This window comes from Clostridium senegalense, assembly GCF_018916625.1.
Taxonomy (GTDB): Bacteria; Bacillota; Clostridia; order Clostridiales; family Clostridiaceae; genus Clostridium_J; species Clostridium_J senegalense.
The window spans coordinates 220,328-245,883 of record NZ_JAHLNC010000002.1 but is presented as its reverse complement, the minus strand read 5'-3'; the positions used below and the strand labels follow the sequence as shown (position 1 = coordinate 245,883).

Sequence of the window (25,556 nt, the reverse complement as noted above, 5' to 3'; positions counted from 1 at the left end):
TTGTGTAAATTAACAAAATTATGCAGAAAAGTATTGTATAAGGTAAAGCTATATAACAATATTACGAATAATAATAAGGGTATATTGAGTAAGGAGGCGTATTAGTGGATTATAAAAAAAACGCAGAATTAAAGAATAAAATTATGTTGGTGGGATTTATAGCATCTGTAGTATTGAGGGCAATTGTTGATAAAATTTTAAATGTAGATAGGAATGCCATACTAATATTAGTTGGAATATCTATACCTTTAGTTATAATCGATTTCATATTAATAAAAAAGAAATACATTATTCAAACAATGTATTATACAGTAATGATGTACACTGCTGTCATATGTGTAATGTTTATATCAGACCCAAATTGGGCTAACTTTATTTTGATCTATTATGGTGTTATATTAATGAGTGTATATCAAGATTTAAGAATATTAATTATTGAGGCAGTTTTGGCTATAATACTTGTGGTATATTTCTTCTTAGGTTATAAGACAACCTTATTTGCTTCAGTGGAATACCATGAATTAGTATTTTATATAGCATACATAATAGCAGGATCAGCTATATTATCAATTAATGCCATTACTACTAAAAGTATTTATAAAGATTTAGAAGAAACTCATAAAGCTACTAAAGAAGCTAAATCTAAAGCAGAGTTATTGTTAGAAAAAATATATAATACTATAAAAGTTTTAACAACAACTAATGAAAAAATAAAAAGTGGAATTTCTGTAGCAGGACAAATAGCAGAAGAAATAACCAGCTCTACAAGTGACGTTGCTAATAGTGCAACTAAAGAAGTGGATGTAATGAGTGGAATGAAGTCCTCAATAGAGGGTGGAGTAAAAAAAGTAGAAGAAGTTACGAATGCTATTAAAACCATGGAGGAATTATCTAAATCAACTGAAAATGTTGTATTAGAAGGCAATAATAAAGTAGATATATTATCCTTGGAAATGAATAAGGTAAATACAAATGTTCTAAGTGTTGTATCCATGATAAATGAGTTAAGTGATGAAAACTTAAAAATAGTTAATATTATTAACAGTATTACAGAAATATCAGAGCAAACCAATCTATTAGCTCTTAATGCATCAATAGAAGCAGCTAGAGCTGGAGAATATGGAAAAGGTTTTGCTGTGGTTGCAGAAGAAGTAAGAAAACTTGCTAAGGATTCGAAAATATCTACAAATCAAATAGAAGTAATATTGAATAATATATCTAATAAAACAAAGGTAGTTGCACAAGAAATATTAAAAGAAGGAAAGTCAATTGAATTATGTAATGAACATACAAATGATGTTAAAAAACTATTTAAAGATGTTAATAAGAATACTTCTAATGTATTAAGCTATTCAGGAAGTGTTGGATCGCAGTCTATATTGCTTGAAAGTACTATGAAAAATACATTAAATTTAGTAAATGATATTAGTGAAGCTGTAGAATCCACTGCAACTGCTATGGAAGAAATTTTTGCGGCTATTGATGAGCTTAATAGTAGCATAACAGATGTAACAAGTAGTTATAACGAAATAGATGATATATGCAATGAATTAAATTCCATAGGCGAATAAAGTAGATAATATACAAAAATAGTTGTTTTAGGTTAGAAGTAACCGTATTTTGTGATGTATAGGTTAATTTATTATGGATGATATGGTTCATATATAGTCATTAATTTAGAATAAAAATGTGTAAAAGAATCTATTTTCAAGTATTTAGTGTTATTAAATATTTAGAATTAGATTCTTTTTTATATTAATTATAAAATAACTTTTCAAATTTAAGAAGTTGAATTTAAAATTATAGATTGAAATTTCTTTATAGGAATATAGTTACAATATTTAAAAGCTATCTTAGTTAACTTTATAGCAGATTAAGATTTTTGCATTTTGAACTTTGAAACCATACCTATTCTTTAATTAAGGTATGAGTTTATGTTGTATCAAAAATTTATAAATCATTTATAATAAAAATTAAGAAATCTTAAGGTTTTTCATAACTTTTTCTTTAGATTTTTTTACTATAATTATTATCATTGAAGAACTTAATTAATAGGAGGTAGTATTTATGAGAAGACTAAAGTTTATAATGCAATATATATTAAATCCCAGAACTGTTGGAGCTGTTTTTCCAAGTTCACATAACCTTGCAGAAAAAATGATTGATAATATAGATTTTTCAAAAGCACAATACATTGTTGAGTATGGACCTGGTACTGGTGTGTTTACTGATAAATTATTAAAGTATAGAAATAAAGATACCATAATCCTGATTATAGAGCATAATTATGAATTTTATAATTTATTAAAGGAGAAATATAAAAAAGAAATAAACTTATACATTATTAATGATTCTGCTGAATATGTAGATAAATACTTAAAAAAATATAACATACCTTATGTTGATTATGTTGTATCAGGTCTTCCTTTTGCGAGTTTACCTAAGAATGTATCCTCAAATATATTAAATAAAACAAGAAATATTTTAAAAGAAGAGGGCAATTTTATTACATTTCAATATACTTTATTAAAGAAAGAGTTTATAAATAAATACTTTGAATTAATCAGCATACAAAAAGAATTTATAAATATTCCACCTGCATATATTTTGTGTTGTAGCAAGAATAATAACATAAATTTTTATGATAAGAGGAGTGAATTAAATTATGAATGATAAAATATTAATTGTGGATGATGATGAAGAAATCAGAAATCTTATTTCTGTATATTTAGAAAATGAAGGTTATCAAACGGTAAGAGTAGGAAATGCTATAGAAGCATTGAGTATCCTCAAAACAGAGACTATATCTTTAATTTTATTAGATATAATGATGCCTGAAATGGATGGAATAGAAGCTTGTATTAAGATAAGGAATTTAGAAAATATGCCTATAATTATGCTTTCAGCAAAATCAGAAGACATGAATAAAATCCATGGTTTAGCTGCCGGTGCTGATGACTATATGATAAAGCCATTTAATCCAATGGAACTAATGGCAAGAGTAAAATCTCAACTAAGAAGGTATAAAAAATACAACAAAGAAGAAAATATCAATGCTAATATAATAGAGGTAGGAGATTTAATAATAAATACAGATACAAGACAGGTTTTAGTTAGAAATAAGGATATAAGACTTACACCTAAAGAATTTGATATACTTGAACTCCTTGGAAGAAATAAGGGTATAGTTTTAAGTATTAGTAAAATATACGAGGCAGTATGGAAAGAGGATTTTTTGAAATCTAACAATACTGTAATGGTGCATATAACAAATATAAGAGAAAAGATTGAAGATGATCCTAAAAATCCTATTTATATAAAGACTATATGGGGAGTAGGTTATAAGATATGATTAAAAATAAAATTACCGGTAGAATAGGTACTCAGTTAATATTAGCAGTAGCAATAAGCTTTATTATATCTTTAATAATATTTATAGTTATTTCACAATATGTTATTCTCTTTTATATGGCTAATCCTGAAAATATAAATGTATTATACTTTAATATTTCTTACTTATTGATATTTTTTATTACCATTTGTGTATTTATTATTACTTTTTTATTGCTTATTAATAAGAAAATAAAATACATAAAGTATGCGTCAGAAAAGGTTAAGAATATTGCAAGTGGAAATTTAGACGAGCGTATTAAAATTAAAGGAAATGATGAGTTGGCTGAACTTTTTGTAAACATAAATTCTATGTCATTAGAACTAAAACATAAGTTTGATGTTGAAAGAGAAAGTGAAAATATAAAAAATGAACTTGTTTCAAGTGTTTCTCATGACCTTAGAACGCCATTAACCTCTATAGTTGGATATATTGATTTACTAAGAATGGGAAATTATAAGAATAAAGAGCAGTTCGATAATTATATTGAAATAATTTATAATAAATCTCAAAACCTAAAGAAATTAATAAATGAACTATTTGAATACACTAAACTATCAAGTCCTAAAATAGACTTAAATTACAATAAAGTTGATTTAGGTAGTTTACTGGAACAGTTAATAGGAGAATATATACCTATCTTTGAAAAGGAAGGCATGATAATTAAACTGGACATTCCGGATAAGGATGCTACTGTTTCTATTGATATAGAAAGAATAGTTAGGGTATTTGATAATATTTTAATTAATGCAAAAAAATACAGTACTAAACCGTCTAATATATATGTAAAACTTAATATAGATAATAGAAAAGTAGCGGTTTCTATATCAAATGAGACTGAGGTTATGCCTCTTGATGATTTAAATAAAATTTTTGATAAGTTTTATAGAATTGATAAAGCAAGAACAGAAGATGGAGGTTCAGGTCTTGGACTTGCTATTGCTAAAAAAATTATTGAATTACATAATGGGAAAATATGGGCTGAGTATACAAATAGAATTATTACAATTAATATAGAAATACCTGTTGAACCTAAAATAAAACTTAAAGATTAGTTTCTTTAAGTTTTATTTTATTATTGTTTTAACATGTTAAAAATTTGAGAATGCTTAAAGTTAAAAGTTATCTAAAGTTGTTTTTATATTTGAAAATAATGTATCATAAGCAATAACGTATTTACAGAATATGTTACAATAAAAAAGAAAATGGATTTAAAATAAAAGACAAATAAATAGGAATTTATAAAGCAGAGTATAAGTGCGAGGGGTGAAAGAAATGAAGCTTATTAAATTAACAAAGGAGTATAAATGTGAATGGGAAGATTTGATTAATGAATTTAAAGATAATAAGGAAAAGTTAACTCCACTAGCTATGAAAGGGAATTCTAATACTTTTGAGGAATTTTTAATTGAATCTGATAACAACTCAAAAGGTATAAAGTTGCCATATGGGTTTGTTCCTTCGGATGTTTATTTCTTAGTTGATAATAATTCAAAATATTTGTTAGGTGCAATAGATATTAGACATTATTTAAATGAATACTTATTACAATATGGTGGCAATATTGGTTATGGAATAAGACCAAGTGAACGTCAAAAAGGATACGCAACAGAAATGTTAGCTTTGGCGTTAGAAGAGTGCAAAAAAAGAAAAATGCAAAAGGTTTTAATTACTTGTTTTAAAAATAATCATGCATCAGCGAATACCATTATAAAAAATGGTGGAGTCTTAGAAAATGAAGTTATTGATGATGGAAAAGTTAAACAAAGATACTGGATTCAACTATAATGATATAATTAAATTACAAAATTAAAATTAATATAATGATACATTAAGAAGGGGATATTGCAAAACTGACTAAAGGTTAGAGGAGCAATAGCTCCTTTTTTACATGTAATTTTCTTACCATATTTTGAATTCAGAAATATTAATAATGCTTTTTAATAATAAGAGACAGATTACCCGAAACCTGTATTTTATAGTGTGATTTATTTTATGAAAAATAATATCAAAACATGGTATTATATTGATATCTTGGATATAAAGAGTCAGAATTTTTTAAGATACACTTCTAGCTAATAATTCACACTGAGCTAGAGTTATATAATTAAGAGCGGAGTGTGCTTTTTTTTCTGTTGTACTAACCTTCAATATATTTAAGTATGGTAATATTAGCTTCTTCGAAGGTACGGTGTGTATTTCTACAAATTGCTTTTTTATTGAATAATGGGAGCACTCTATATAAACCTTATCATAAGGACATCTTTTTTTGATAAATGATTGTGTAATATTAAATTCTTGATTGGTTAAATATAAAGAATAAAGATGCTATTTTAGTCCATAGAAAAGATTATAAAACTGGAATGGATAGGAGTATTTATGAGGTCGATGAAGAAGTAGATGATATAAGGATTAATATGTATTTAAAGGGTTCAGATAGATTTGATACATTAAGAAAAGTAATTAAAAAAATAGAATTATATATATTAAGGAAAGGACCCCACTAATTACTTATAGTGGGGTCTATTAAATTATCCTAGTTTCTATTTTGAAAACCAGTGAGTTGTATTGTTTGCAATTTTAACAAGTATTAGCATAACAGGTACTTCAACAAGAACTCCTACAATAGTTGCAAGTGCAACGGGAGAAGAAGTACCAAATAAAGCAATTGCTACCGCTACAGATAGTTCGAAAAAGTTAGATGCTCCAATCATACCTGCGGGTGCAGCAACATTATGAGGTAACTTTAACACTTTACTTGTTATATATGCAATAAAGAAAATTAAAAAAGTTTGTATAATTAATGGTATAGCAATTAAAATAATGTGTAGTGGATTTTCAATAATTACATCACCTTGGAACGAAAATATAATTATTAAAGTTACTAGCAATCCTATAATTGTTACATTATTAAATTTTGAAATGAATTTTTTTTCAAAGTATTCTTGCCCTTTGTTTTTAATAATAAATATTCTTGTTAAAATTCCACCAACTAATGGTATTACTACAAATAAAACAACAGATAAAATAAGTGTATCCCAAGGAACAGAAACATTACTTACACCTAATAAAAATTTAACAATAGGTATAAATGCAACCAGAATGATAAGGTCATTTGTTGCAACTTGAACAACTGTGTATGCAGGGTCTCCTTTAGTAAGATGACTCCATACAAAAACCATAGCAGTGCAGGGTGCTGCTCCAAGCAATACTGCTCCTGCAAGATAATCTTTTGCTAAATCTGTTGGAATTAACCCCTTAAAAATAACATAAAAAAATAATGTTGCTATACCAAACATAGTGAAGGGTTTAATAAGCCAATTAGTAATCCATGTAACAAAAAGCCCTTTGGGGTTTTTTCCAACATTTTTAATACTTTGAAAATCTACCTTCATCATCATAGGGTAAATCATTAACCAAATAAGTATTGCTATTGGAATAGAAACATTTGCATATTGAAATCTTTCTAAAAAATTAGGAATAGATGGAATAAACTTACCAATTAATACCCCTACTACCATACATATTATAACCCAAATTGTTAAATATCTCTCAAAAAATCCTATGCCAGATGCTTTTTCTTTGCTCATATTTATCACTCCTTATTATTAAATAATTCATATGTCAAAATCATAGATAAAACATATGTAAAATATTATGTGGCAAGAAAATTAAAATTTATAATAGTATTTTTATATAAATAATAGCTTATATTATACATATAGACTATTATCTATATAATGTCAATGTATAATTTTCTAATTAATGTGTGACAAGTTTTAATATTTATTATTATTTATATAAAAATATTTTAGTGTATTTATATCAATATATTTACAAAGAAAATGATCAGTTATATGATTTTATAATTATCTAAAAGTACTGATTTGTAAAGTTTATAAAAAATAATTAAAACTTGAATATAAATTATTCTTGTGAATATAATAACTGTTGCTAGCATAAATTCAAATTTATTTTTTACGTCATAAGTTGTATATTTTATATATTTCTCATTAATTATTTTTTTATTCACATATTTAAGTTTAATTGCATAATTTATATGTATATATAGATGATTATATATATTATTTGTATTAAATATGTGTAAAATATATATTTTTATTGACAATGTATAGATAAAGTTCTATATTGTTTATATAGATGAATATCTATATAAGGAGGGGGCTATATGAAGTTAAATTATGATGAAAATGCTAAAATTATTAAAGCATTATCTGATGCAAGTAGATTAAAAATAATAGATATATTATCTTGTGGTGAGAGATGTGCATGTGATATATTGGAGCATTTTGATTTTAGTCAACCAACATTATCGCATCATATGAAAGTGTTAATAGAGTGTGGTTTAGTAGAATGTAAAAAAGAGGGATTATGGAACTACTATTCTCTTAACAATTCTAATTGTAATAAGCTTGTTTTATTTCTTATGAATCTTACAACAGATACAGATAATTGTATTTGTAAAGATAAATCAAAATGTAATTGTAAAAAAAATGATTAGGAGTGAATGTGTATGAGTAAAATTGAAATTTTTGACCCAGCAATGTGCTGTTCAACAGGTGTGTGTGGTCCATCAGTTAATAAGGAACTTTTAAGAGTTGCTACAACTATAAATAGTCTTACTAAAAAAGGTGCAGATATAGTTAGGCATAATTTAACTTCAGACCCTCAAGCTTTTATTGATAATCAAAAGGTAAATAAACTTTTAAATTCAAAGGGAACGGATGTACTACCAATAACGCTTGTTGATGGAGAAATAATTAAGACTAATGATTATTTAACTAATGCTGAATTTGCGAAATATTCAGGGCTTTCAAAGGAGGTTATATCTGAAATAGTTTTAAACAAGGATAAAAAGGAAGGCGGATGTTGCTGCAAGGGTGGATGTTGTTAAGTAATTGTATATAAAACTTTTTAGAAAGAAGGAATTTAAGATGAATAAACTTTTCAATCCGGAAGAGCTAAATTTAACTAAATATTTGTTTTTTACAGGAAAAGGAGGTGTTGGAAAAACTTCAACAGCTTGTGCAACAGCTATATCTTTAGCTGATAGTGGTAAGAAAGTAATTTTAGTAAGTACAGATCCTGCTTCAAATCTTCAAGATGTTTTTAATACAAAATTAAATAATAAAGGAACTGAAATAAAATCGGTTCCAAATCTTACTGTGGCAAATTTTGAACCAGAAAAAGCTGCTGCTGAATATAGAGAAAGTGTATTAGCTCCTTATAGAGGTAAACTTCCAGAAGAAGTTTTGAAAAATATGGAGGAGCAATTATCGGGATCATGTACGGTTGAGATTGCTGCATTTAATGAATTTACTACTTTTATAACTGATAAAGAAACATCGAAATTTTATGATTACATTATATTTGATACAGCACCAACAGGTCATACATTAAGAATGTTACAACTTCCATCAGCATGGAGCAATTTTATTAGTGAAAGCACTCATGGAGCATCATGTTTAGGTCAGCTTTCAGGACTTGAAAGCAAAAGGGAAGTTTATAAAAAAGCAGTAAAAACATTAGCTGATAAAGAAAAAACTACGCTTATAGTTGTATCACGTCCAGAGGCATCTCCTTTAAAGGAAGCTGAAAGAGCATGCAAAGAACTTAAAGATCTAGGAATAAACAATCAAATTTTAGTCATAAATGGTGTACTTGAGGGTCATAATGACTACCTTTCTAATGCTATTTATGAAAAACAACAAAAGGCAATAATGGATGCGCCAGAAGATCTCAAAAATATTGAAACATTTCAAATTCCACTAAGGCCTTATAATGTAACAGGACTAGAAAATGTAAGAGCATTTTTAAAAAATAATAACATTAAATATAATGATGAAAAGTTAAATGTTAATAATATGAATAGATTAAACACTATAATAGAAGATTTATATAGTACTAATAAGAAAGTAATATTTACAATGGGAAAAGGTGGAGTAGGTAAAACTACAGTAGCAGCTGCAATAGCAGTAGGATTAGCCCAAAAAGGAAAAAAAGTACATTTGACTACTACTGACCCAGCAGCACATTTAAAATTTGTATTAGATGAAAGATATGGAATTACATTAAGTCATATAGATGAAAAGGAAGAGCTTGAAAAATACAAAGAAGAGGTATTGACTAAAGCTAGAGAGACTATGAGTGAAGATGATATTGCTTATGTTGAGGAGGATTTAAGATCTCCTTGTACTCAAGAAATAGCTGTGTTTAGAGCTTTTGCTGACATTGTTGAAAAATCAGAAAATGAAGTTGTAGTTATTGATACTGCACCAACAGGTCATACTTTACTTCTTTTAGAATCAACTCAAAGTTATAATAAAGAAATTGAACGCTCACAGGGTGATGTTCCAGAGTCTGTTAAAAAACTTTTACCTAAGCTTAAAGATAAAAATCATACAGAAGTTATAATAATAACGCTTGCTGAAACTACGCCAGTATATGAAGCTATGAGACTTCAATGCGACCTAAACAGGGCTGGTATTCATAGCAAGTGGTGGGTTATTAACTCAAGTTTTTATGCAACAAATACAACTAATGAAATATTAAGAGTAAAAGCAAGTAATGAAATTCAATGGATCAATAAAGTAAATGAAATATCTAATGAAAATTTTGTAGTTATAGAATGGATACCAGAAGAAGTTAAAGGTGAAAAGCTTAATGATTTGATTAACTAAAGAAAATCCACTACAGAATAATAGATTTTTGTAGTGGATTTTTAGATATTTAAAATAATTTATATGGAGGAACATTTTATGAAACCAAAGGTAGCATTTATATGTGTACATAATTCTTGTAGGTCACAAATGGCAGAAGCAATAGGGAGAATGTTTGCATTAGATATATTTGATTTATATTCTTCCGGTACTGAGATAAAATCACAAATTAATCAAGATTCTGTAAGGATTATAAGAGATATGTATGGAGTTATACTTAAAAATTAAATATTAATAGAAAAGTTTAGGTGAATTAAAGGGTAGTATTCTAGTCATTACTTAGTTGTAGTATTAGACATTGCAAGGAGATATACTATGAAAGAAAAAATATATGTAAATGAACCAAGCGTACTTTTATATGACTTTGCTTAACTACTTTATTATAATAGAGAATTGATTAGTAAAGGAAATATATGATTAATTTTTTTCTTGTTATTATTAAAATTTAACAACATTAAATAATATTACATTTTTAATAGTTTAAAATTAATATATTTAAAGTAATGCAAGGAGAACTATACCATAAGTAAATAAAGTTTTTACTAAGATTTAATTAAGATATAATGTTAAGGTAAACTTCACTTTCATCATAAAAAACCACACGATTAATAGTGTTTTATTCTTAATAAATTAAAATTGCAATTAGCACTCTATGAAATAAATTATCTATTAATTAGTTTAGTGAAAGATTTGAAGTATTATATAGGGTTATAGTAGAAAGTATAAAGTTAAGTGGTGAAATTCAAGAGTTGATTGTGGAATTACTTAAATTTATAAGAACTAAAAGAAGGGAATTCAATGAAAATCTAATTAAAGTTTATAAACTAGATAACTTTAGTTATGTTATTATGAGAGATAAAGATAATATTAAACAATCTTTGATAAGAAGTATAGATGAAGATAAAATAATAAATTATGAAATTATATGTAGTAATACAAGTAAGGATAGTATTAAGGATTTCAGAAAGATTGTTAATAAATATGGAAATCTAACTTTAGGAAATAATAAAAAAGGTTGATAGAATATATACAATTAATAGACTAATAGAACAAGTTCAAAATCACTATGACTATACTATTCAAATCGTAGAAGCTATTGGTTCTACTAGGAAAGAGAATAATGTAAGTAGATTAAATAAAAATCTATTTATAATTAATATCGTAGCTCCTATAATTGGGGTGATTAGTATTTCACCAATTATATATAAGATATATCAAAAGTATGGATGGGAAGAGATTTGTATTAGTGGTATAAGTGCTATTTTAATAATAGTAATTTTATATTGGAAAACTTTTAAGAAGAAATAAAAAACCTCACTTGCCTATTTCCTATCCATGTACCAATTACAGTCAAAAATATTGACATTAAAAATACCGTACATAAAATATTTATAATGATATGTGAATTAAAATATTTTACGCAAAAAATAAAGCGTGAAACCAATTACTTGATTTCACGCTGAACAATTATACGCGTCAATATTTTTATATTATTTAGTATAAAGGAATTCCTTATTTTTTTTAAGAGAATTTTTGAAAATTGCTTTTAAATTTAATCCGTGAAAGAGTAGCAATTATTATAATAACAATTTAGAATAGCAGTACACAATAAATAAAGTGGATTTGATATTGTTACAAGTCATTAATAAACAGTATAAAAAATTACTAGGATATATTAAATTCTAGTAGTTTTTCTTATTCTTAAGAAAGTAATAATTGATAGTGGAAATGTATCTTACCGGATATTTAATACAACTTAGAAACATAAAATTGCCAATTAAAATTAATCTATATATACTAAAAATATAAGAATTCTTATTAAAGTTTTTGGAGGTAATAATGAAAATTACTGTTGAGCATACAGATGTAGAAGAAAATGAAATTATATTAAGATGCAAAAGCATAGATGAAGAAATGCTTCATATATTATCTTTATTAAAATCACGAACACAAAAGTTATGTGTGTTTAAAGAAAAAAGTGAATTAATACTATTATCACCAGATTCAGTTTTTTATTGTGAATCTGTAGATGAAAAAGTATTTGTATATACAAAGGAAGATGTATTTCAAACTGGATTAAATTTAGCTGAAATAGAAAGTAGCTATTCAGATGTTGGATTTTTAAGGATAAGTAAATCTATTATAATAAATCTTCATAAAATAAAAAGTCTTAAAAGTTACACTTCAGGAAGAATTGAAGTTTATTTGAAAAGTAATGAAAAAGTAATTGTATCAAGGCATTATGCACCTATTTTAAGACAAAAACTTGAAAGAAAATAATTTAAGTGAGGTAGTTAATAATGAATGCTTTTAATAAATTTTATAAATTTGGATCACAAGTAAAACCCAAAATGGCTTTATATTCGTTAGGTATAGTATTTTTTATTTCAGTAGTAAATTTAATTAAAGGAGTAACTACAATTAGTATATTTACTCTACTGGAAACTTGTATTGTAGCCTTTATAGTTGCATTAATAGAACATTTTTCTTTTAAAAATTATGATATTCTTTCAAAAGATAAGAAAAGAAAAAATACAATTTTATGGACTGTAGTAACTAATATATTAATAGTTGGAGCAGCAGTAATATTTAAATGGTTTCCTATAATAGAACCTTGGTTAGGTGTTCTACTATTTATTATACTTCAATGTGCAATTATAGCTATGAGATATAGTATTTATGTTATGAATTTAGTAGATACAAATGATTTAAATAATAAGTTGAAAAAATATCAAAGTACAAATAAGTAAATATTTAGTAGTTAAGAAGTCATAATATATAAATAGTATTTACTTTATATCATAGAGCTATTACAATATAATATAAATTATATAATATTTGTGAGGTGTAATAAAGTGAAAATACAAATGAGTAATTGTGAAAGTGTTTTTAAGGCCTTGTCTGATATAACAAGATTGAATATATTAAAAGAATTAAGTAAAAAAGATAGTATGTGTGTATGTTCTCTTGTTGAACATTTTGATATATCACAATCAAAATTATCATATCATTTGAAGATGTTACTAGATTCTAACCTTATTACCATGGAGAGATGTGGAAAATGGAATCATTATAGTATTAATAAAGACAAATTAAAAGAATATGTATCTATTGATGTTCTTAATTTAATTGTAAATTAAGAACATCAATAGATAATAGAATAAAGTTCAAACAACATATCAAAAAAAGTTGATATGTTGTTTGAATTAGTATATAATAGGTTTAGAAAGTATAAATTTATACTATTTTTTATGTTAGATAACAAGAAAAAATTTTACGCAACATATCAAAAAAAGTTGATATGTTATAAGTAGAAATGAATTGAGAGGAGGAATAGAAAATGAATATTATTTCTAGTTTTTTTGAATTTTTAAATAATCAAATACTAAAGATGAATTGGCTATCTGATATTATAAAATATATAGTTGATAATATATTTGGATTATCTATTGATGAACAGTTAGGTGGAAGCATTCATTTCTTTATATATGATACTATAAAAATATTTATATTATTATCTATACTTATTTTTATGATTTCATATATTCAAAGTTATTTTCCCCCAGAAAGAACTAAAAAGATACTTGGTAGAATTAAAGGGGTGAAGGGTAATATCTTAGGGGCATTACTTGGAACAATAACACCATTTTGTAGTTGTTCTAGTATTCCAATATTTATTGGATTTACATCAGCAGGATTACCACTTGGAGTTACATTTTCATTCTTGATATCTTCACCTATGGTTGATTTAGCATCATTTTTAATGCTTATGTCATTCTTTGGATGGAAAATTGCAACATCATATGTCGTTGTAGGATTAATTTTAGCTGTAATTGGAGGTACTCTTATAGACAAATTAGGATTAGAAAGTCATATTCAAGATTATGTAAGAGAAATAGAAGATACGGATATAGAGCTAGAAGAAATGACTAGAAGAGATAGAATACTTTATTCTAAAGGACAAGTTTTAGATATAGTAAAAAAAGTATGGATATATATATTAGTTGGAGTTGGAATTGGGGCAGTAATACACAATTGGATACCACAAAATATAATAGAAAATATTTTAGGGGATAATAATCCATTTGCTGTATTAATGGCAACAGGTGTTGGAATACCAATGTATGCAGATATATTTGGAACGTTACCAATAGCAGAAGCATTATTCTTAAAAGGTGTAGGCGTTGGAACTATCTTATCATTTATGATGGCAGTTACAGCACTTTCATTACCATCTATGATAATGCTAAGTAAAGTAGTAAAACCAAAGCTATTAGCTATATTTATAGGCATTGTAGCAGTTGGAATACTGATAATAGGATATTCATTTAATGCATTTGGATATTTATTCATATAAATAATTTAAATTAAAGGAGTTGTTATATTATGATAATTAAAGTTTTAGGACCAGGATGTATGAATTGTAAAAAGTTAGAGGCTAATACAAAAAAAGCAGTAGAAGAACTAGGAATAGAGACAGAAATTATAAAAGTAACTGATATAAAAGAATTTATGAAATATGGTATTATGAAGACACCAGCTTTAGTTGTAAATGAAAAAGTTAAATTTTATGGAAGAGTTTTAGATTCAGAAGAAATTAAAAAGTATTTAAAATAGAAGATTTATAAAAATTAATTTTAACAAAGGATGAATGGTATGGATAAAAAAGAAAGAAACAAAATGATTTTAATATTAGGAATTATGGCTTTTTTTGCAAATGGTGATAACTATGCAGTATCACCATTGTTAGGAAGTATAGCTACTGATTTAAATATATCGTTAAGCCAAGCTGCAATGTCTGTTACAGCATATATGTTGACATTCGGAGTTTTTACAATAATTATTGGGCCCTTAGGAGATAAGTATGGCAAAACTAGAGTAATAAATATTGCATCTTTTGGTACAGCAATATTTAGTATGTTAGGTGCATTTGCTTTTAGTTTACCTTCACTTATTTTCTTAAGAGCTATGAATGGAGCATTTGGGGCTGGAATTTTTCCTGTGACAATGGCTCTAGTTGGAGAAAATTCAGATGATAGTAATAGACAAAAGTCACTAGGTAAAGTTATGGGAATGATGTTCTTAGGTGGTGCATCAGCTACAGCTATTGGAGGAACTATGGCATATTTAGGTTCATGGAGATTAGTTTATTTTATTTATGGATTAGCTGAACTAATAATTGCTTTAGTTATGTTTAAAGTTTTGCCTAAAAGTGAGGGAAGTGCAGATAAAATTCAATTTATATATACATATAAAGAAGCATTAAAAAATAAAGGGCTTTTAATGATTGTAGGAACAATTTTCTTAGTTGGATTTAGCGTATTTGGAAGTTTTACATATACAGGTCAATTAGTAGAGGGAAGAACGGGATATAATGTTTTAATAGTAGGTCTAATTTTAACCTTATTTGGATTAGCAACAGTTATAGGTGGAAGAATGGCACCTAGCATAAAAGCAAAGTTAAAAAGTAAATTCTTATTGGTGGCAGGCTTAGTTGGAGCAATTTCACTATTTACTATAGCTAAGTCTTTTAATATAGCTTTTATATCAATAGGATTAATTGGTTTTGGATTAGCTTTTATAGCAATGCAATCAACTTTAGTTAATACTGCACAGGAAAGATTACCTAAGTATAGAGGTACTGCTATGTCATTAGCTTCATTTTGTATGTTTGTAGGTGGAGCTGTGGGAACAAATTTAAATGGTATGCTATTGCAAAATAGAGAAATAGAAATAATTTTTATTATATCATCTATTGCAATGGTTATTGTTGCTATAATATCAACAAAAATAATAGATAATAGATAAGTATATATTAGACCTTAAATATATTACTTAGGATGTAATATATATGTTTTGAAATTAAAAATATGATGTTTAGTTGACATTAAAAAGTGATATTGCAGTAAGAAATATATATAGTATTACATCCTTCAATACATATATTAATTATAGAGTTGTATATTTTTATATAACAAAAAATATATTTTTTAGTAAGGCTAATATCTTAGGTATCTAGGTCTAAATTATATAGTAGATATAGAAGAGATTTAATTATAAGTAAAAACATTACTTGTTATTAATATGTGGAAGAGTACCATAAATAATCAAGATTTTTAATATGATTTTAAATCTTTTATAGTATAATTTAAAATATAATTCATTTTTAAAGATGAATAGGGAAAATTTAATTATAAATGAATTATAGAAGTTAATTAATAATGTTTAAAAAGACTAAAATATATTTAACACACAAGAAAAATTATAGAAAAACATATGAATTTAGGAGTAGAGGTATAGTAATGAAGAATTGGATTGATGGTGCTAAGAACAAAAAATTTATAGCTTCATATAGTGGTGGCAAAGACAGTACTTTAGCTTTATACAAAGCTATGAAACAAGGGACAGCTTTAGGGATTATTGTAATGATGGAAGAAGACGGGGAAAGGTCAAGAGCTCATAGTTTATTTGCAGATGTACTTAAAGCACAAGCAAAAGCAATAGGAATACCTCTTTTTATAGGAGCAGCAAATTGGGATAACTATGAAAAAGTATTTGTAGAAATATTAAAAGAAGCAAAAGGACAAGGAGCTCAAGTTCTTGTAACAGGGGATATTGATATTCCAGAGAATGAGTGTTGGCATGAAAGGGTTGCTCATAGTGTGGGACTTGAGCTTGGAATACCTCTTTGGAAAATGGATCACAAAGAAGTAGTTAAGGAATTTATCTCTTTAGGATTTATAACTAAGGTTATAACAATTGATACAAAAAAAGGAATGAAGAAAGAAGACCTTGGAAAAGTACTTACTTTTGATTATATGAAAGAACTTGAAGAAAGAGGGATTGATCCTTGTGGAGAAGGTGGGGAATTTCATACTGCAGTTATAGCAGGGCCACTTTTTAAAGAAGAAATAAAAGTTAAAGAGGGAGATATTACTTCAGATGGACAGTATATGTATCTAACTTTAGAAATATAATAGAAGAAAGCCTTAGAATAACTAATTAATTATTCTAAGGCTTTTTATGAATTTTGCTATTTAATAAAGCGTTTGATTTATTAAATAATTTTACATTCTAATTATATAATAAAATTGTCATTAACTTATGACATAGAGTTTGCTTATTTTAAGAATTAAAAGTATTTTCTTTTACATTCGGTAAAATATTATAAATAGATGTTCCTATTTTTTCTTCAAAATATTTTTTAATTTCAAAGGTTGATTTCCATCTTGGAATTGTATATTCATTAAATCCGGCTCTTAATGCCATATCCACAATTCTTTTTTCTATCAAAACGAATCCACTTGGAAGAGATAAGTAATCACATAATTTTATTAATTTATCATAATCTGTTTCCTCTGTATTTGATAAGTACTTCTTTACAAAGTTATATTCTTCAGTTGTACCGTCCCATTTTCCTACAATAACAACTTCATTATTATATTTAAATGCTGTATGGCTTAAACAAGTTCTTGCTACTAAATCATAGCCTTTATTAATTGCATAATTGTATCCATCTATTCCATGTCTCATAGCATATATGCCTTCTCTTCGACCTATATCATGAAGCAAACCTAAAACATATGCTAAGTTCGGATCTAGATTATCTGTTTTCTCTGCTATTAATCTTGCTGCTTTTGCTACATATATAGAATGATTTACCCATGGACCTGGGTTCAACTTTTCAGCTTCTTTTAAAATTAATTGAGCTTCTTCTAATGAAGGCACGCTTTTTTTATTGCAAAGTTTCATATCTCAATCTCCTTTGAACACAACTTAGAATTATTTAGTGTTGAATGTTATATTTTAAGTAATAATTTAACTAATTATAACATAACTTGAAAAATATATATGGATAAAGAAGAATATAATAATGCTGAGGATATAGGGGATCTGGGTAAATCATATAATTATACTAGTTGAGACAGGCATTTTATATGGTTATATTATTGTGCTGCTGGAATTAAAAAGAAATTAGGTTTGATAGTGGTAATGGATTATAGAAAAATTGAAGAACGTGTATAAAAATTGTTTAAGGACTGTTTAATTCCAATAGTTAATGTATATACTACAATCATTAGAAGAAATTAAAAATAAGAAATTAGGTGATTTTAATGATATATATATACAACTGTTATGGAGGAACCCACTCATCTATTCTAGCAATGGCTTATCACTTAGAAATGTTAGATGAAACTCGAGAGCCGACTAAGGATGAAATCTTGAATTTGCCTAACTTTAATAAGTTAGTATATGGAAATCGTGGAGAACTTTTTTGTTATGGTAGTGATAAAGATGGAAATGAAGTCTATGTTGTAGGTAGAGGACGTTCAAAAGTTTTAATTCCAGGATTATATAATTTAGCTTCTATGCTCAATAAACAAAATCTATTAAATGAGAAAATTATATTTTCTAATACGTCGCCAACGGTGCCATTACCAATGACTTTTGGTGGACTATTTTCTAGGATGTTAAAAATTGATTTTATAGGAGTACCTTTGCTTATAAAGGGAGCAAAAAAATCATATAAGGATATTATAAAACTTGTAAATAATACAAAAAAAGAAGCAAAGGAAGATAAGTCAGAGGTTATTATTTTAGATAATAAGGAATTTAAGAAAAAATAATTTTAAAGACAAATGTAATATATATTATATAAAATCTGATATATTAAAAAATTAAGGATTTAAAATTAATTTTATTAGAGAATTTTTCATATTAGTGTGTACATAAATATTTATAATTAATAAATTAGTCTTATTAACTATAAAAATATAACTAGACCTTGAAAATACATATTTGTAGATTCAAGGTTTTTATTTTCATGGAAATAAATTAACTTGATATTAGTAAATTTTAAGCAATTATCTACTTTTTAGATTTTGTCTATTGTTTTGTATAAAGTACTGATATAACTAAAAATTTTAATATTTACTATCTACGAATTAAGGCATAGTAATAGTTAAATATTTATATAATTTACTGTAATAGTATTTATATAAGAAAGGATAATGTTATGTCAGAAATAAGATGTCCTATGACAGGAAGAAGAAGTAAAGCAGTAGCAGGAGAAGGAACTACTAATGAGTATTGGTGGCCAAACCAGCTTAAGCTTAATGTTCTTCGTCAAAATTGTAAGAAAAGTAATCCTATGTCTAATGATTTTAACTATGCTGAAGAATTTGAAAAGCTAGATTATTACGAACTAAAAAATGATTTATATAAGTTGATGACAGACTCACAAGAATGGTGGCCAGCTGATTATGGCCATTATGGACCATTTTTTATTCGTATGGCTTGGCACAGTGCAGGAACCTACAGAATTGGTGATGGTAGAGGAGGGGGAGGACAAGGGCTTCAACGTTTTCCACCACTTAATAGCTGGCCAGATAATATAAATTTAGATAAAGCACGTCGTTTACTTTGGCCAATTAAAAAGAAGTATGGAAATAAAATATCTTGGGCTGATCTTATGATATTAACAGGTAATTGTGCATTTGAATCTATGGGACTAAAGACAATTGGTTTTGGTGGTGGAAGAGAGGATGTTTGGGAACCGCAGGAGGATATTTACTGGGGAAGTGAAAAAAAGTGGCTTGGAAATGAACGTGATAAAGAGGATAAAGAACTTGAAAATCCTTTAGCGGCTGTGCAGATGGGTTTAATTTATGTAAATCCAGAGGGCCCAAATGGAGATCCAAGTCCTAAGGCATCAGTAAAAGAAGTAAGGGAAACCTTCACTCGTATGGCAATGAATGATGAAGAAACTGTTGCACTTATAGCAGGTGGACATACTTTTGGTAAATGTCATGGTGCTGCATCACCTACTTATGTTGGACCAGAACCAGAAGCTGCACCTATAGAACAGCAAGGTTTAGGATGGAAAAATAGCTATAAAACTGGTAAAGGTCCAGATACAATAGGTAGTGGGCTTGAAGGAGCATGGAAGGCTGAGCCAACAAAGTGGACAATGGGCTACTTAAAAACATTATTTAAATATCAGTGGGAATTAGTTAAAAGTCCAGCAGGAGCCTATCAATGGTTAGCAAAAAATGTTGAAGAAGAGGATATGGTAGTTGATGCTTATGATCCGTTAAAAAAGCATAGGCCTATGATGACCACGGCGGATTTAGCCCTTATTTATGATCCTATTTATAGAGCGATAGCAAAGGACTATTTAGAAAATCCTAAAAAGTTTCAAGAAGATTTTGCTCGTGCTTGGTTTAAATTAACTCATAGAGACATGGGACCCATATCAAGATATCTTGGACCAGAAGTTCCCAAAGAAAGCTTTATTTGGCAAGATCCAATCCCAAAAGCTAACTATAGATTGATTAATAAAAAGAATATTTCAGAGCTTAAGAAAAAGATTTTAGATTCAGGCTTATCAATATCAGACCTTGTAACAACGGCATGGGAATCTGCATCAATATTTCGTGGGTCAGATAAACGTGGAGGGGCAAATGGGGCAAGAATACGATTGAAGCCACAAAGAGAATGGGAAGTTAATGAGCCAGAAAGGCTTAACAAAATATTAAAAGTACTAGAAAAAATTCAAAGTAGTTTTAATAATGCACATTCAAAGGATAAAAAGGTTTCCTTAGCTGATATTATTGTATTAGGTGGATGTGTTGGCATAGAAAAAGCTGCAAAAAATGCAGGGTATAACATAACTGTTCCTTTTATTCCAGGACGTACGGATGCAACCCAAGAGGAAACAGATATAAAGTCATTTAATGTACTTGAACCTAAGGCCGATGGATTTAGAAACTATATGAAAGATAACTATGAAGTAACAGCAGATGAAATGTTAATAGATAAAGCACAACTATTATCATTAACTATTCCAGAAATGACAGTATTAATTGGTGGTATGCGTGTGTTGAACACTAATTATAAGCAGTCACAGGAGGGGGTGTTTACAGATAGAGAAGAATGTCTTACAAATGATTTCTTTGTAAATCTTCTTGATATTAATACTATGTGGAAGGCTTTACCGAATGTTAAAGAAAAGTTTGTAGGGTATGATAGGAAAACAGAAAATGTGAAGTGGACGGCAACAAGGGTTGACCTTATATTTGGTTCAAACTCACAGTTGCGTGCAGTTGCAGAGGTTTATGCATCTGATGATAATAAAGAAAAGTTCATACAAGATTTTGTAACAGCATGGAATAAAGTAATGAATGCAGATCGTTTTGATATAAAAAAATAAATATTGATTAAATTTTAGCTAGTAAAATAATAAAAATTTTACTAGCTATTTTTAGATAATGTGTGAGGAAAAAATTATTATGAAAAAATTTATATTATAAATTTAGCATTAAATATAAGTAATAGAATCTACTAATAGACGGATATGAGTAAGCTGTAACTTTTTATAAAACATAAAAAATGCTTAGCAATTTTTGTCCTATTGTTTTGTTTAATATAACATATAAATTTTATTTAACTATTTTTAAGTAATTCTTCAACTTCTACTTTTAGCTTTTGTCCATTTAAGTTGTTTGGGTTTATCTTTAAGGCTTCCTCAACATCTTTTAATACTTCTTCATAGGTATCATCATGATTAAATTCCTTAATTAGAGTAAGTCTAAATTGTGCTCTAGATAAATATACTTTATCCATATGTTTTATACTTTCTAAAGAATCAATATTTTCAATTGCAAAATTGCAACTTTTAATTTTTTCTTTTAAAATATCCTCTAAATCTCTTTCAATTATTTCAAACATAAAAAATCTCCTTTAATATAAGTCATAATCAAATAAATGATAGACTAATATGCTTAGAACATTTGGTCTCTTATTTATTTTCATATGCATAAGTTAATATTATTTCACTATAAATATGGTTGTGAATATATAGTTTTCTTAATTAAAAAAATTATTATACACTATGATATATAGGGACACAAGTTTAAAATTTAGTTTATATATCTATATTTTTACAAAAAAGCAACGAGATCAGTTTGAATAATTTAAAATATATGATTTTAAAATTTGATTGTTGTAAAAAGTATTAGTTACTAATAGCTTTATATAATTTTTTCTTGAAAAATTTAGAATTAGAGTATAAACTAATTTTGATATATAGGATGTTTAAAGAGCTTTTAAATTTATATGCAGTTTAAGATAGAAGTTTACTTGAATATGGAAATAAAAAAATGAAGGGGAGAGAGTTAATGGATAGTAAGTTAATGATGGCTAAAACCATTTTTATGTTTTTTTTAGGAATAACTTTTGGATCCGTTGTAGGAACGTTTTATTTAGGCAGAGAAAAGTCTCCTATGTATTATGGTATAGGATTTATAGTTATTCTTATATTTATAGCGATTACTATGTATTTTTATAGAAAACATAAAAAAATAGAAAAAATGATAAAACTAAAAGAAGAATGGCCTTATGGAGAGAATGAAAAAAGGGATTTTAAGAGAATTGAGAATTTCTTTGAAAAATTTCACCCAGAAGAATTAAAAGAAAAAGATTACTACATATTAGATGATCAGAGTGCTAGTGATTTAGACTTAAAAGATGTATTTTCAAAAATTGATGTTGCAATTACAACAGCAGGGCAACAAATTCTGTATTACATATTAAGAACACCTAAAACAAAAGTACAAGAGCTTTTAAATCGTGATAAAATTATTGAAGAATTTAGAGAAAATGATACGTTGAGAGAGGAAAGTCAGGTAGCATTATTATCACTTGGAAAACAAAGAAAAGGAAACATTATAAGTTTATTTAATAGTAAAACTAATATTGTTCAAGCAAAGAAATATATCTATAAATTGGCAGCATTACTTCCAATAGTAGCATTAATTATGTTCTTTTTTATAGGAGCTAAAGCATTGTTGTTTTTATTTGGAAGCTTTGCATTAAACTCTTCTATAAACTATAAATCTGAAAAACAAATAGAAGATGAAGTAAGCTCAATAGCTTATGCTGCAAGTCTTATAACTTGTGCAAAGGGGTTAAATAAGGTTAAGAGTAATGGCGCATTATTAGAACATCAAAATATATTAAAAGAAAATATAAAGTATTTTAATGTTATAGAACGTAAGGCAACATATTTAATGGCTAGTGAAGGGGCAGATGTATTTATAGAGTATATAAATGTCTTATTTTTAACAAAAATAAGAGGATATTACGATATAATAGATACAATACAACAAAATAGAGACAAATTGATAGAAGTTTATAAAACAGTTGGAGAAATAGATGCTCTTATTTCTATAGCCAGTTATAGAGAAAGATTAGAGTATTATTGCAAACCTAATTTTGTAGATGAAAAGAAGAAACTTTCGATAGTAGAGGGTGTACATCCTTTAATAGAAGATGCTGTTTCAAATGGGCTTTCTTTAGATAGAAAAGGTGTTATATTGACTGGTTCTAATATGGCAGGTAAATCTACATTCTTAAGAATGCTAGGTATAAATGCGCTTTTTGCACAAACTATATATACAGTTGTTGCAAAAGAATATAGTGCTAGTTTATTAAGGGTTATAACATCTTTAAGCGTATCTGACGATGTTAATACTGGAACAAGTTATTATCTAGGTGAATGTGAAGCATTGCTTAGAATCTTAAATAGTATAGATGAGGATATAACTGGATTATGCATGGTAGATGAAATATTTAGAGGAACTAACCCAATAGAAAGAATTGCATCAGCAAGAGAGATAATAAAATATATTATTGATAAAAATGCAATACCATTAGTAGCAACCCATGATATTGAACTAACAGAAGTATCTAAAGAAAAATATGAGTGTTACTATTTCTGTGAAGATGTAGATGAGCAAGAAGGGTTAGTGTTTGATTATAAGCTTAAAAATGGAGTATGTAAATCAGGTAATGCTATAAAACTTTTAAAATACTTAGGGTATCCTAAAGTTATAACCGATAATGCAACTATGGAATCAGAAAAAGCTTTAAATTAAAGTGGGTAATATTATTTTAACATGAAAAATAAAAGTGAACAGTGGAGAGCTTTATAGGAAACAGAAAGTCAATTTCCTAAGTTATAAACCACTGTTCACTAACTTAATAATGTTAAATTATTATAAAAATCTTCGTTGGTAAATATATGGATTTAAATCCATATGTATACCAACTTTTTATTATTTTTCAGCTAAATATTCTTTTTCATATTGAAGTAGACGTTGTATTATTTCATTAGATACATCATCTATCTTATCAAAATTCATATTAGGAATATAATAACTTTCTAAATCATCATGAAGATGTTTAGCTTGTTGTATACAAGACAATGCTTTGTTAAGAAGAATATAAAAAGTATTTTTTACATATTCTATTTCATCTTTATTAGCTTTTATTAATGCTTCATCTAAAAATTTATTCATATCATATACAATGCCTTGAGTAGCTAATTTGTTAATTTCATTAGATGTAACTATAGCTGTATTAAGATCAGGAATTAAGATGTGCTCAATTTTTTCAGGCATTAATGGTGTGTGAAGAACTTCTACATAGTGACCTCGTTTTACTGCTTCATCAGCTAAATAGGCTAATACTTCAGTTTTACCAACGCCAGGAGCACCTTTTAATATATAAACATTTTCCACATCTTCTATTAGATTAGGAATAAAGCTTATAACACCGCCAGGAGTAAATGCAGTTGAAAATAAGTGTCTATCAAAGCCTACTGAAGAAATTTCATCTGAGAAAATTTCATTTTTAAGGCTCTCCTTTAAATGATTAACTTTATTAAAATCTAGTGTTTCTCTATTAAAAGTATACCAATCTTCATATACATTTCTAGCTGCAGCTAAAAATCTATATGCTCTTTTAAATTTTTTGCTTATTTTATCTTGAACAGCCAATATATCTTCACGATATTCTTTAAAACCATCTTCATTCCAGCACTGTCCCATGTTTAATATTTCATCAATTGCTCCAGGATTTTTTGGATCAACAACATGAGGAGAAGTTCCATCTAATAAAGCTATATTTAAGCCTTTAATAACAACACCGTCTAAAGAATTGCTATCAGAGGAGCAGTGGTGAAATTCTACAGTATAACCTTTATCTAAAAATAAGTTTCCTACTTTTTTCATTAAAGATGATTTACCAGTTCCAGGGCCGCCTTTTATACATATTATTCTTCTAGCTTCATTTTGAGGCAGAATATAATCATAATGAGAGTAAAATCCTACTGAAGTATTTCCCCCTAAAAAGTAATGTTTTTGTTTCTTTGACATAAAACCACACTCCAAATTTGTTATCTATATATAATATTCACTAAATATATATAAGTTAACCCAATATAGTTAAATTATTTTTCTTATATTAATTTATGCATTAATTGTAAAATAAATACAAATATTATGGATTTTAAGCGAAAAAATAACAGAAACTAAAATATAATTTCTGTTATTCCTAAATCACAGATTTTAAAAATTAATTTT

23 protein-coding genes and 1 pseudogene are annotated in these 25,556 nt (G+C 26.9%); 20 read left to right on the top strand and 4 right to left on the bottom strand.

Translation table 11 applies throughout. The features are described from left to right. The first annotated feature begins 104 nt into the window (after window positions 1-104). From KQI36_RS06345 to KQI36_RS06325, 5 genes are all read left to right on the top strand, one after another. Window positions 105-1,571 (top strand): methyl-accepting chemotaxis protein, encoded by a 1,467-nt coding sequence (locus KQI36_RS06345; protein WP_216450170.1) that lies wholly within the window; start codon window positions 105-107, stop codon window positions 1,569-1,571. A 496-nt stretch (window positions 1,572-2,067) separates the two neighbouring features. Beyond that, window positions 2,068-2,673, top strand: a complete 606-nt coding sequence (locus KQI36_RS06340; RefSeq protein ID WP_216450168.1) for a class I SAM-dependent methyltransferase — start codon at window positions 2,068-2,070, stop codon at window positions 2,671-2,673. Beyond that, window positions 2,666-3,352, top strand: coding sequence for a response regulator transcription factor (locus KQI36_RS06335; RefSeq protein WP_216450166.1), 687 nt, complete (start codon window positions 2,666-2,668; stop codon window positions 3,350-3,352). The genes KQI36_RS06340 and KQI36_RS06335 overlap by 8 nt, the downstream gene beginning before the upstream one ends. Further along, on the top strand, window positions 3,349-4,446 hold the full coding sequence (locus KQI36_RS06330) for a sensor histidine kinase (protein WP_216450165.1): 1,098 nt from the start codon (window positions 3,349-3,351) through the stop codon (window positions 4,444-4,446). The genes KQI36_RS06335 and KQI36_RS06330 overlap by 4 nt, the downstream gene beginning before the upstream one ends. 220 nt (window positions 4,447-4,666) lie before the next feature. Continuing rightward, entirely contained in the window at window positions 4,667-5,179 is a 513-nt protein-coding gene (locus KQI36_RS06325; RefSeq protein ID WP_216450164.1) for a GNAT family N-acetyltransferase, read from the top strand. 755 nt (window positions 5,180-5,934) lie between these two features. On the opposite strand, the gene arsB is transcribed toward KQI36_RS06325, so the two are convergent. Further along, window positions 5,935-6,981 carry an ACR3 family arsenite efflux transporter gene (arsB, locus tag KQI36_RS06320; protein ID WP_216450162.1) on the bottom strand — a complete coding sequence of 349 codons (1,047 nt, stop codon included), beginning with the start codon at window positions 6,979-6,981 and terminating at the stop codon, window positions 5,935-5,937. A gap of 599 nt (window positions 6,982-7,580) precedes the next feature. Here arsB and KQI36_RS06315 point away from each other — a divergent pair. From KQI36_RS06315 to KQI36_RS06260, 12 genes and pseudogenes are all read left to right on the top strand, one after another. Beyond that, window positions 7,581-7,913: an ArsR/SmtB family transcription factor gene (locus KQI36_RS06315; protein ID WP_216450160.1), complete on the top strand. Its 333-nt coding sequence runs from the start codon at window positions 7,581-7,583 to the stop codon at window positions 7,911-7,913. 12 nt (window positions 7,914-7,925) lie between these two features. Further along, window positions 7,926-8,306, top strand: coding sequence for an arsenite efflux transporter metallochaperone ArsD (gene arsD, locus KQI36_RS06310; RefSeq protein ID WP_216450159.1), 381 nt, complete (start codon window positions 7,926-7,928; stop codon window positions 8,304-8,306). A gap of 40 nt (window positions 8,307-8,346) precedes the next feature. After that, window positions 8,347-10,092, top strand: a complete 1,746-nt coding sequence (gene arsA, locus KQI36_RS06305) for an arsenical pump-driving ATPase (protein ID WP_216450157.1) — start codon at window positions 8,347-8,349, stop codon at window positions 10,090-10,092. A gap of 78 nt (window positions 10,093-10,170) precedes the next feature. After that, window positions 10,171-10,344 (top strand): annotated as a pseudogene (locus KQI36_RS06300) (arsenate reductase/protein-tyrosine-phosphatase family protein); the annotation flags it as partial. Between the two features lie 542 nt (window positions 10,345-10,886). After that, window positions 10,887-11,150 carry a hypothetical protein gene (locus KQI36_RS06295; RefSeq protein WP_216450156.1) on the top strand — a complete coding sequence of 88 codons (264 nt, stop codon included), beginning with the start codon at window positions 10,887-10,889 and terminating at the stop codon, window positions 11,148-11,150. A gap of 820 nt (window positions 11,151-11,970) precedes the next feature. Then, complete coding sequence (locus KQI36_RS06290; RefSeq protein WP_061994162.1) at window positions 11,971-12,411, top strand: LytTR family DNA-binding domain-containing protein; 441 nt, start codon at window positions 11,971-11,973, stop codon at window positions 12,409-12,411. Window positions 12,412-12,431: 20 nt separating this feature from the next. Beyond that, window positions 12,432-12,881: a hypothetical protein gene (locus KQI36_RS06285; RefSeq protein ID WP_216450154.1), complete on the top strand. Its 450-nt coding sequence runs from the start codon at window positions 12,432-12,434 to the stop codon at window positions 12,879-12,881. 105 nt (window positions 12,882-12,986) lie between these two features. Next, window positions 12,987-13,271: an ArsR/SmtB family transcription factor gene (locus tag KQI36_RS06280; protein WP_342357376.1), complete on the top strand. Its 285-nt coding sequence runs from the start codon at window positions 12,987-12,989 to the stop codon at window positions 13,269-13,271. A 200-nt stretch (window positions 13,272-13,471) separates the two neighbouring features. Then, on the top strand, window positions 13,472-14,488 hold the full coding sequence (locus KQI36_RS06275; protein ID WP_216450152.1) for a permease: 1,017 nt from the start codon (window positions 13,472-13,474) through the stop codon (window positions 14,486-14,488). 29 nt (window positions 14,489-14,517) lie between these two features. Continuing rightward, window positions 14,518-14,748: a thioredoxin family protein gene (locus tag KQI36_RS06270; RefSeq protein ID WP_216450150.1), complete on the top strand. Its 231-nt coding sequence runs from the start codon at window positions 14,518-14,520 to the stop codon at window positions 14,746-14,748. A 39-nt stretch (window positions 14,749-14,787) separates the two neighbouring features. Further along, window positions 14,788-15,939: an MFS transporter gene (locus tag KQI36_RS06265; RefSeq protein ID WP_216450148.1), complete on the top strand. Its 1,152-nt coding sequence runs from the start codon at window positions 14,788-14,790 to the stop codon at window positions 15,937-15,939. Between the two features lie 494 nt (window positions 15,940-16,433). Next, entirely contained in the window at window positions 16,434-17,108 is a 675-nt protein-coding gene (locus KQI36_RS06260) for a Dph6-related ATP pyrophosphatase (protein WP_216450146.1), read from the top strand. 148 nt (window positions 17,109-17,256) lie between these two features. Here the strand turns inward: KQI36_RS06260 and KQI36_RS06255 are convergent, their stop codons facing one another. After that, window positions 17,257-17,883, bottom strand: coding sequence for an HD domain-containing protein (locus tag KQI36_RS06255; protein ID WP_216450144.1), 627 nt, complete (start codon window positions 17,881-17,883; stop codon window positions 17,257-17,259). 362 nt (window positions 17,884-18,245) lie between these two features. Here KQI36_RS06255 and KQI36_RS06250 point away from each other — a divergent pair, with 362 nt between their 5' ends. Both KQI36_RS06250 and katG read left to right on the top strand, forming a co-directional pair. Then, window positions 18,246-18,758, top strand: a complete 513-nt coding sequence (locus KQI36_RS06250; RefSeq protein WP_216450143.1) for a DUF3189 family protein — start codon at window positions 18,246-18,248, stop codon at window positions 18,756-18,758. A gap of 389 nt (window positions 18,759-19,147) precedes the next feature. After that, window positions 19,148-21,343: a catalase/peroxidase HPI gene (gene katG / locus KQI36_RS06245; protein WP_216450141.1), complete on the top strand. Its 2,196-nt coding sequence runs from the start codon at window positions 19,148-19,150 to the stop codon at window positions 21,341-21,343. Between the two features lie 233 nt (window positions 21,344-21,576). On the opposite strand, the gene KQI36_RS06240 is transcribed toward katG, so the two are convergent. Next, window positions 21,577-21,861, bottom strand: a complete 285-nt coding sequence (locus KQI36_RS06240; RefSeq protein WP_061994152.1) for a hypothetical protein — start codon at window positions 21,859-21,861, stop codon at window positions 21,577-21,579. A 449-nt stretch (window positions 21,862-22,310) separates the two neighbouring features. Between KQI36_RS06240 and KQI36_RS06235 the strand changes: the two genes are divergently transcribed. Then, the gene (locus KQI36_RS06235; protein ID WP_216450140.1) at window positions 22,311-24,068 is read left to right on the top strand and encodes a MutS-related protein; all 1,758 of its coding nucleotides are present in this window, start codon (window positions 22,311-22,313) and stop codon (window positions 24,066-24,068) included. Window positions 24,069-24,248: 180 nt separating this feature from the next. Here the strand turns inward: KQI36_RS06235 and KQI36_RS06230 are convergent, their stop codons facing one another. After that, window positions 24,249-25,349, bottom strand: coding sequence for a PRK06851 family protein (locus KQI36_RS06230; protein ID WP_216450139.1), 1,101 nt, complete (start codon window positions 25,347-25,349; stop codon window positions 24,249-24,251). Window positions 25,350-25,556 lie beyond the last annotated feature (207 nt).

What these genes read in the sequence shown, in the direction of transcription:
- KQI36_RS06340 (WP_216450168.1), top strand. Translation starts at nt 2,068, where the DNA reads ATGAGAAGACTAAAGTTTATAATGCAATATATATTAAATCCCAGAACT.
- KQI36_RS06335 (WP_216450166.1), top strand. Translation starts at nt 2,666, where the DNA reads ATGAATGATAAAATATTAATTGTGGATGATGATGAAGAAATCAGAAAT.
- KQI36_RS06330 (WP_216450165.1), top strand. Translation starts at nt 3,349, where the DNA reads ATGATTAAAAATAAAATTACCGGTAGAATAGGTACTCAGTTAATATTA.
- KQI36_RS06325 (WP_216450164.1), top strand. Translation starts at nt 4,667, where the DNA reads ATGAAGCTTATTAAATTAACAAAGGAGTATAAATGTGAATGGGAAGAT.
- arsB (WP_216450162.1), bottom strand. Translation starts at nt 6,981, where the DNA reads ATGAGCAAAGAAAAAGCATCTGGCATAGGATTTTTTGAGAGATATTTA.
- KQI36_RS06315 (WP_216450160.1), top strand. Translation starts at nt 7,581, where the DNA reads ATGAAGTTAAATTATGATGAAAATGCTAAAATTATTAAAGCATTATCT.
- arsD (WP_216450159.1), top strand. Translation starts at nt 7,926, where the DNA reads ATGAGTAAAATTGAAATTTTTGACCCAGCAATGTGCTGTTCAACAGGT.
- arsA (WP_216450157.1), top strand. Translation starts at nt 8,347, where the DNA reads ATGAATAAACTTTTCAATCCGGAAGAGCTAAATTTAACTAAATATTTG.
- KQI36_RS06290 (WP_061994162.1), top strand. Translation starts at nt 11,971, where the DNA reads ATGAAAATTACTGTTGAGCATACAGATGTAGAAGAAAATGAAATTATA.
- KQI36_RS06285 (WP_216450154.1), top strand. Translation starts at nt 12,432, where the DNA reads ATGAATGCTTTTAATAAATTTTATAAATTTGGATCACAAGTAAAACCC.
- KQI36_RS06275 (WP_216450152.1), top strand. Translation starts at nt 13,472, where the DNA reads ATGAATATTATTTCTAGTTTTTTTGAATTTTTAAATAATCAAATACTA.
- KQI36_RS06270 (WP_216450150.1), top strand. Translation starts at nt 14,518, where the DNA reads ATGATAATTAAAGTTTTAGGACCAGGATGTATGAATTGTAAAAAGTTA.
- KQI36_RS06265 (WP_216450148.1), top strand. Translation starts at nt 14,788, where the DNA reads ATGGATAAAAAAGAAAGAAACAAAATGATTTTAATATTAGGAATTATG.
- KQI36_RS06260 (WP_216450146.1), top strand. Translation starts at nt 16,434, where the DNA reads ATGAAGAATTGGATTGATGGTGCTAAGAACAAAAAATTTATAGCTTCA.
- KQI36_RS06255 (WP_216450144.1), bottom strand. Translation starts at nt 17,883, where the DNA reads ATGAAACTTTGCAATAAAAAAAGCGTGCCTTCATTAGAAGAAGCTCAA.
- KQI36_RS06250 (WP_216450143.1), top strand. Translation starts at nt 18,246, where the DNA reads ATGATATATATATACAACTGTTATGGAGGAACCCACTCATCTATTCTA.
- katG (WP_216450141.1), top strand. Translation starts at nt 19,148, where the DNA reads ATGTCAGAAATAAGATGTCCTATGACAGGAAGAAGAAGTAAAGCAGTA.
- KQI36_RS06240 (WP_061994152.1), bottom strand. Translation starts at nt 21,861, where the DNA reads ATGTTTGAAATAATTGAAAGAGATTTAGAGGATATTTTAAAAGAAAAA.
- KQI36_RS06235 (WP_216450140.1), top strand. Translation starts at nt 22,311, where the DNA reads ATGGATAGTAAGTTAATGATGGCTAAAACCATTTTTATGTTTTTTTTA.
- KQI36_RS06230 (WP_216450139.1), bottom strand. Translation starts at nt 25,349, where the DNA reads ATGTCAAAGAAACAAAAACATTACTTTTTAGGGGGAAATACTTCAGTA.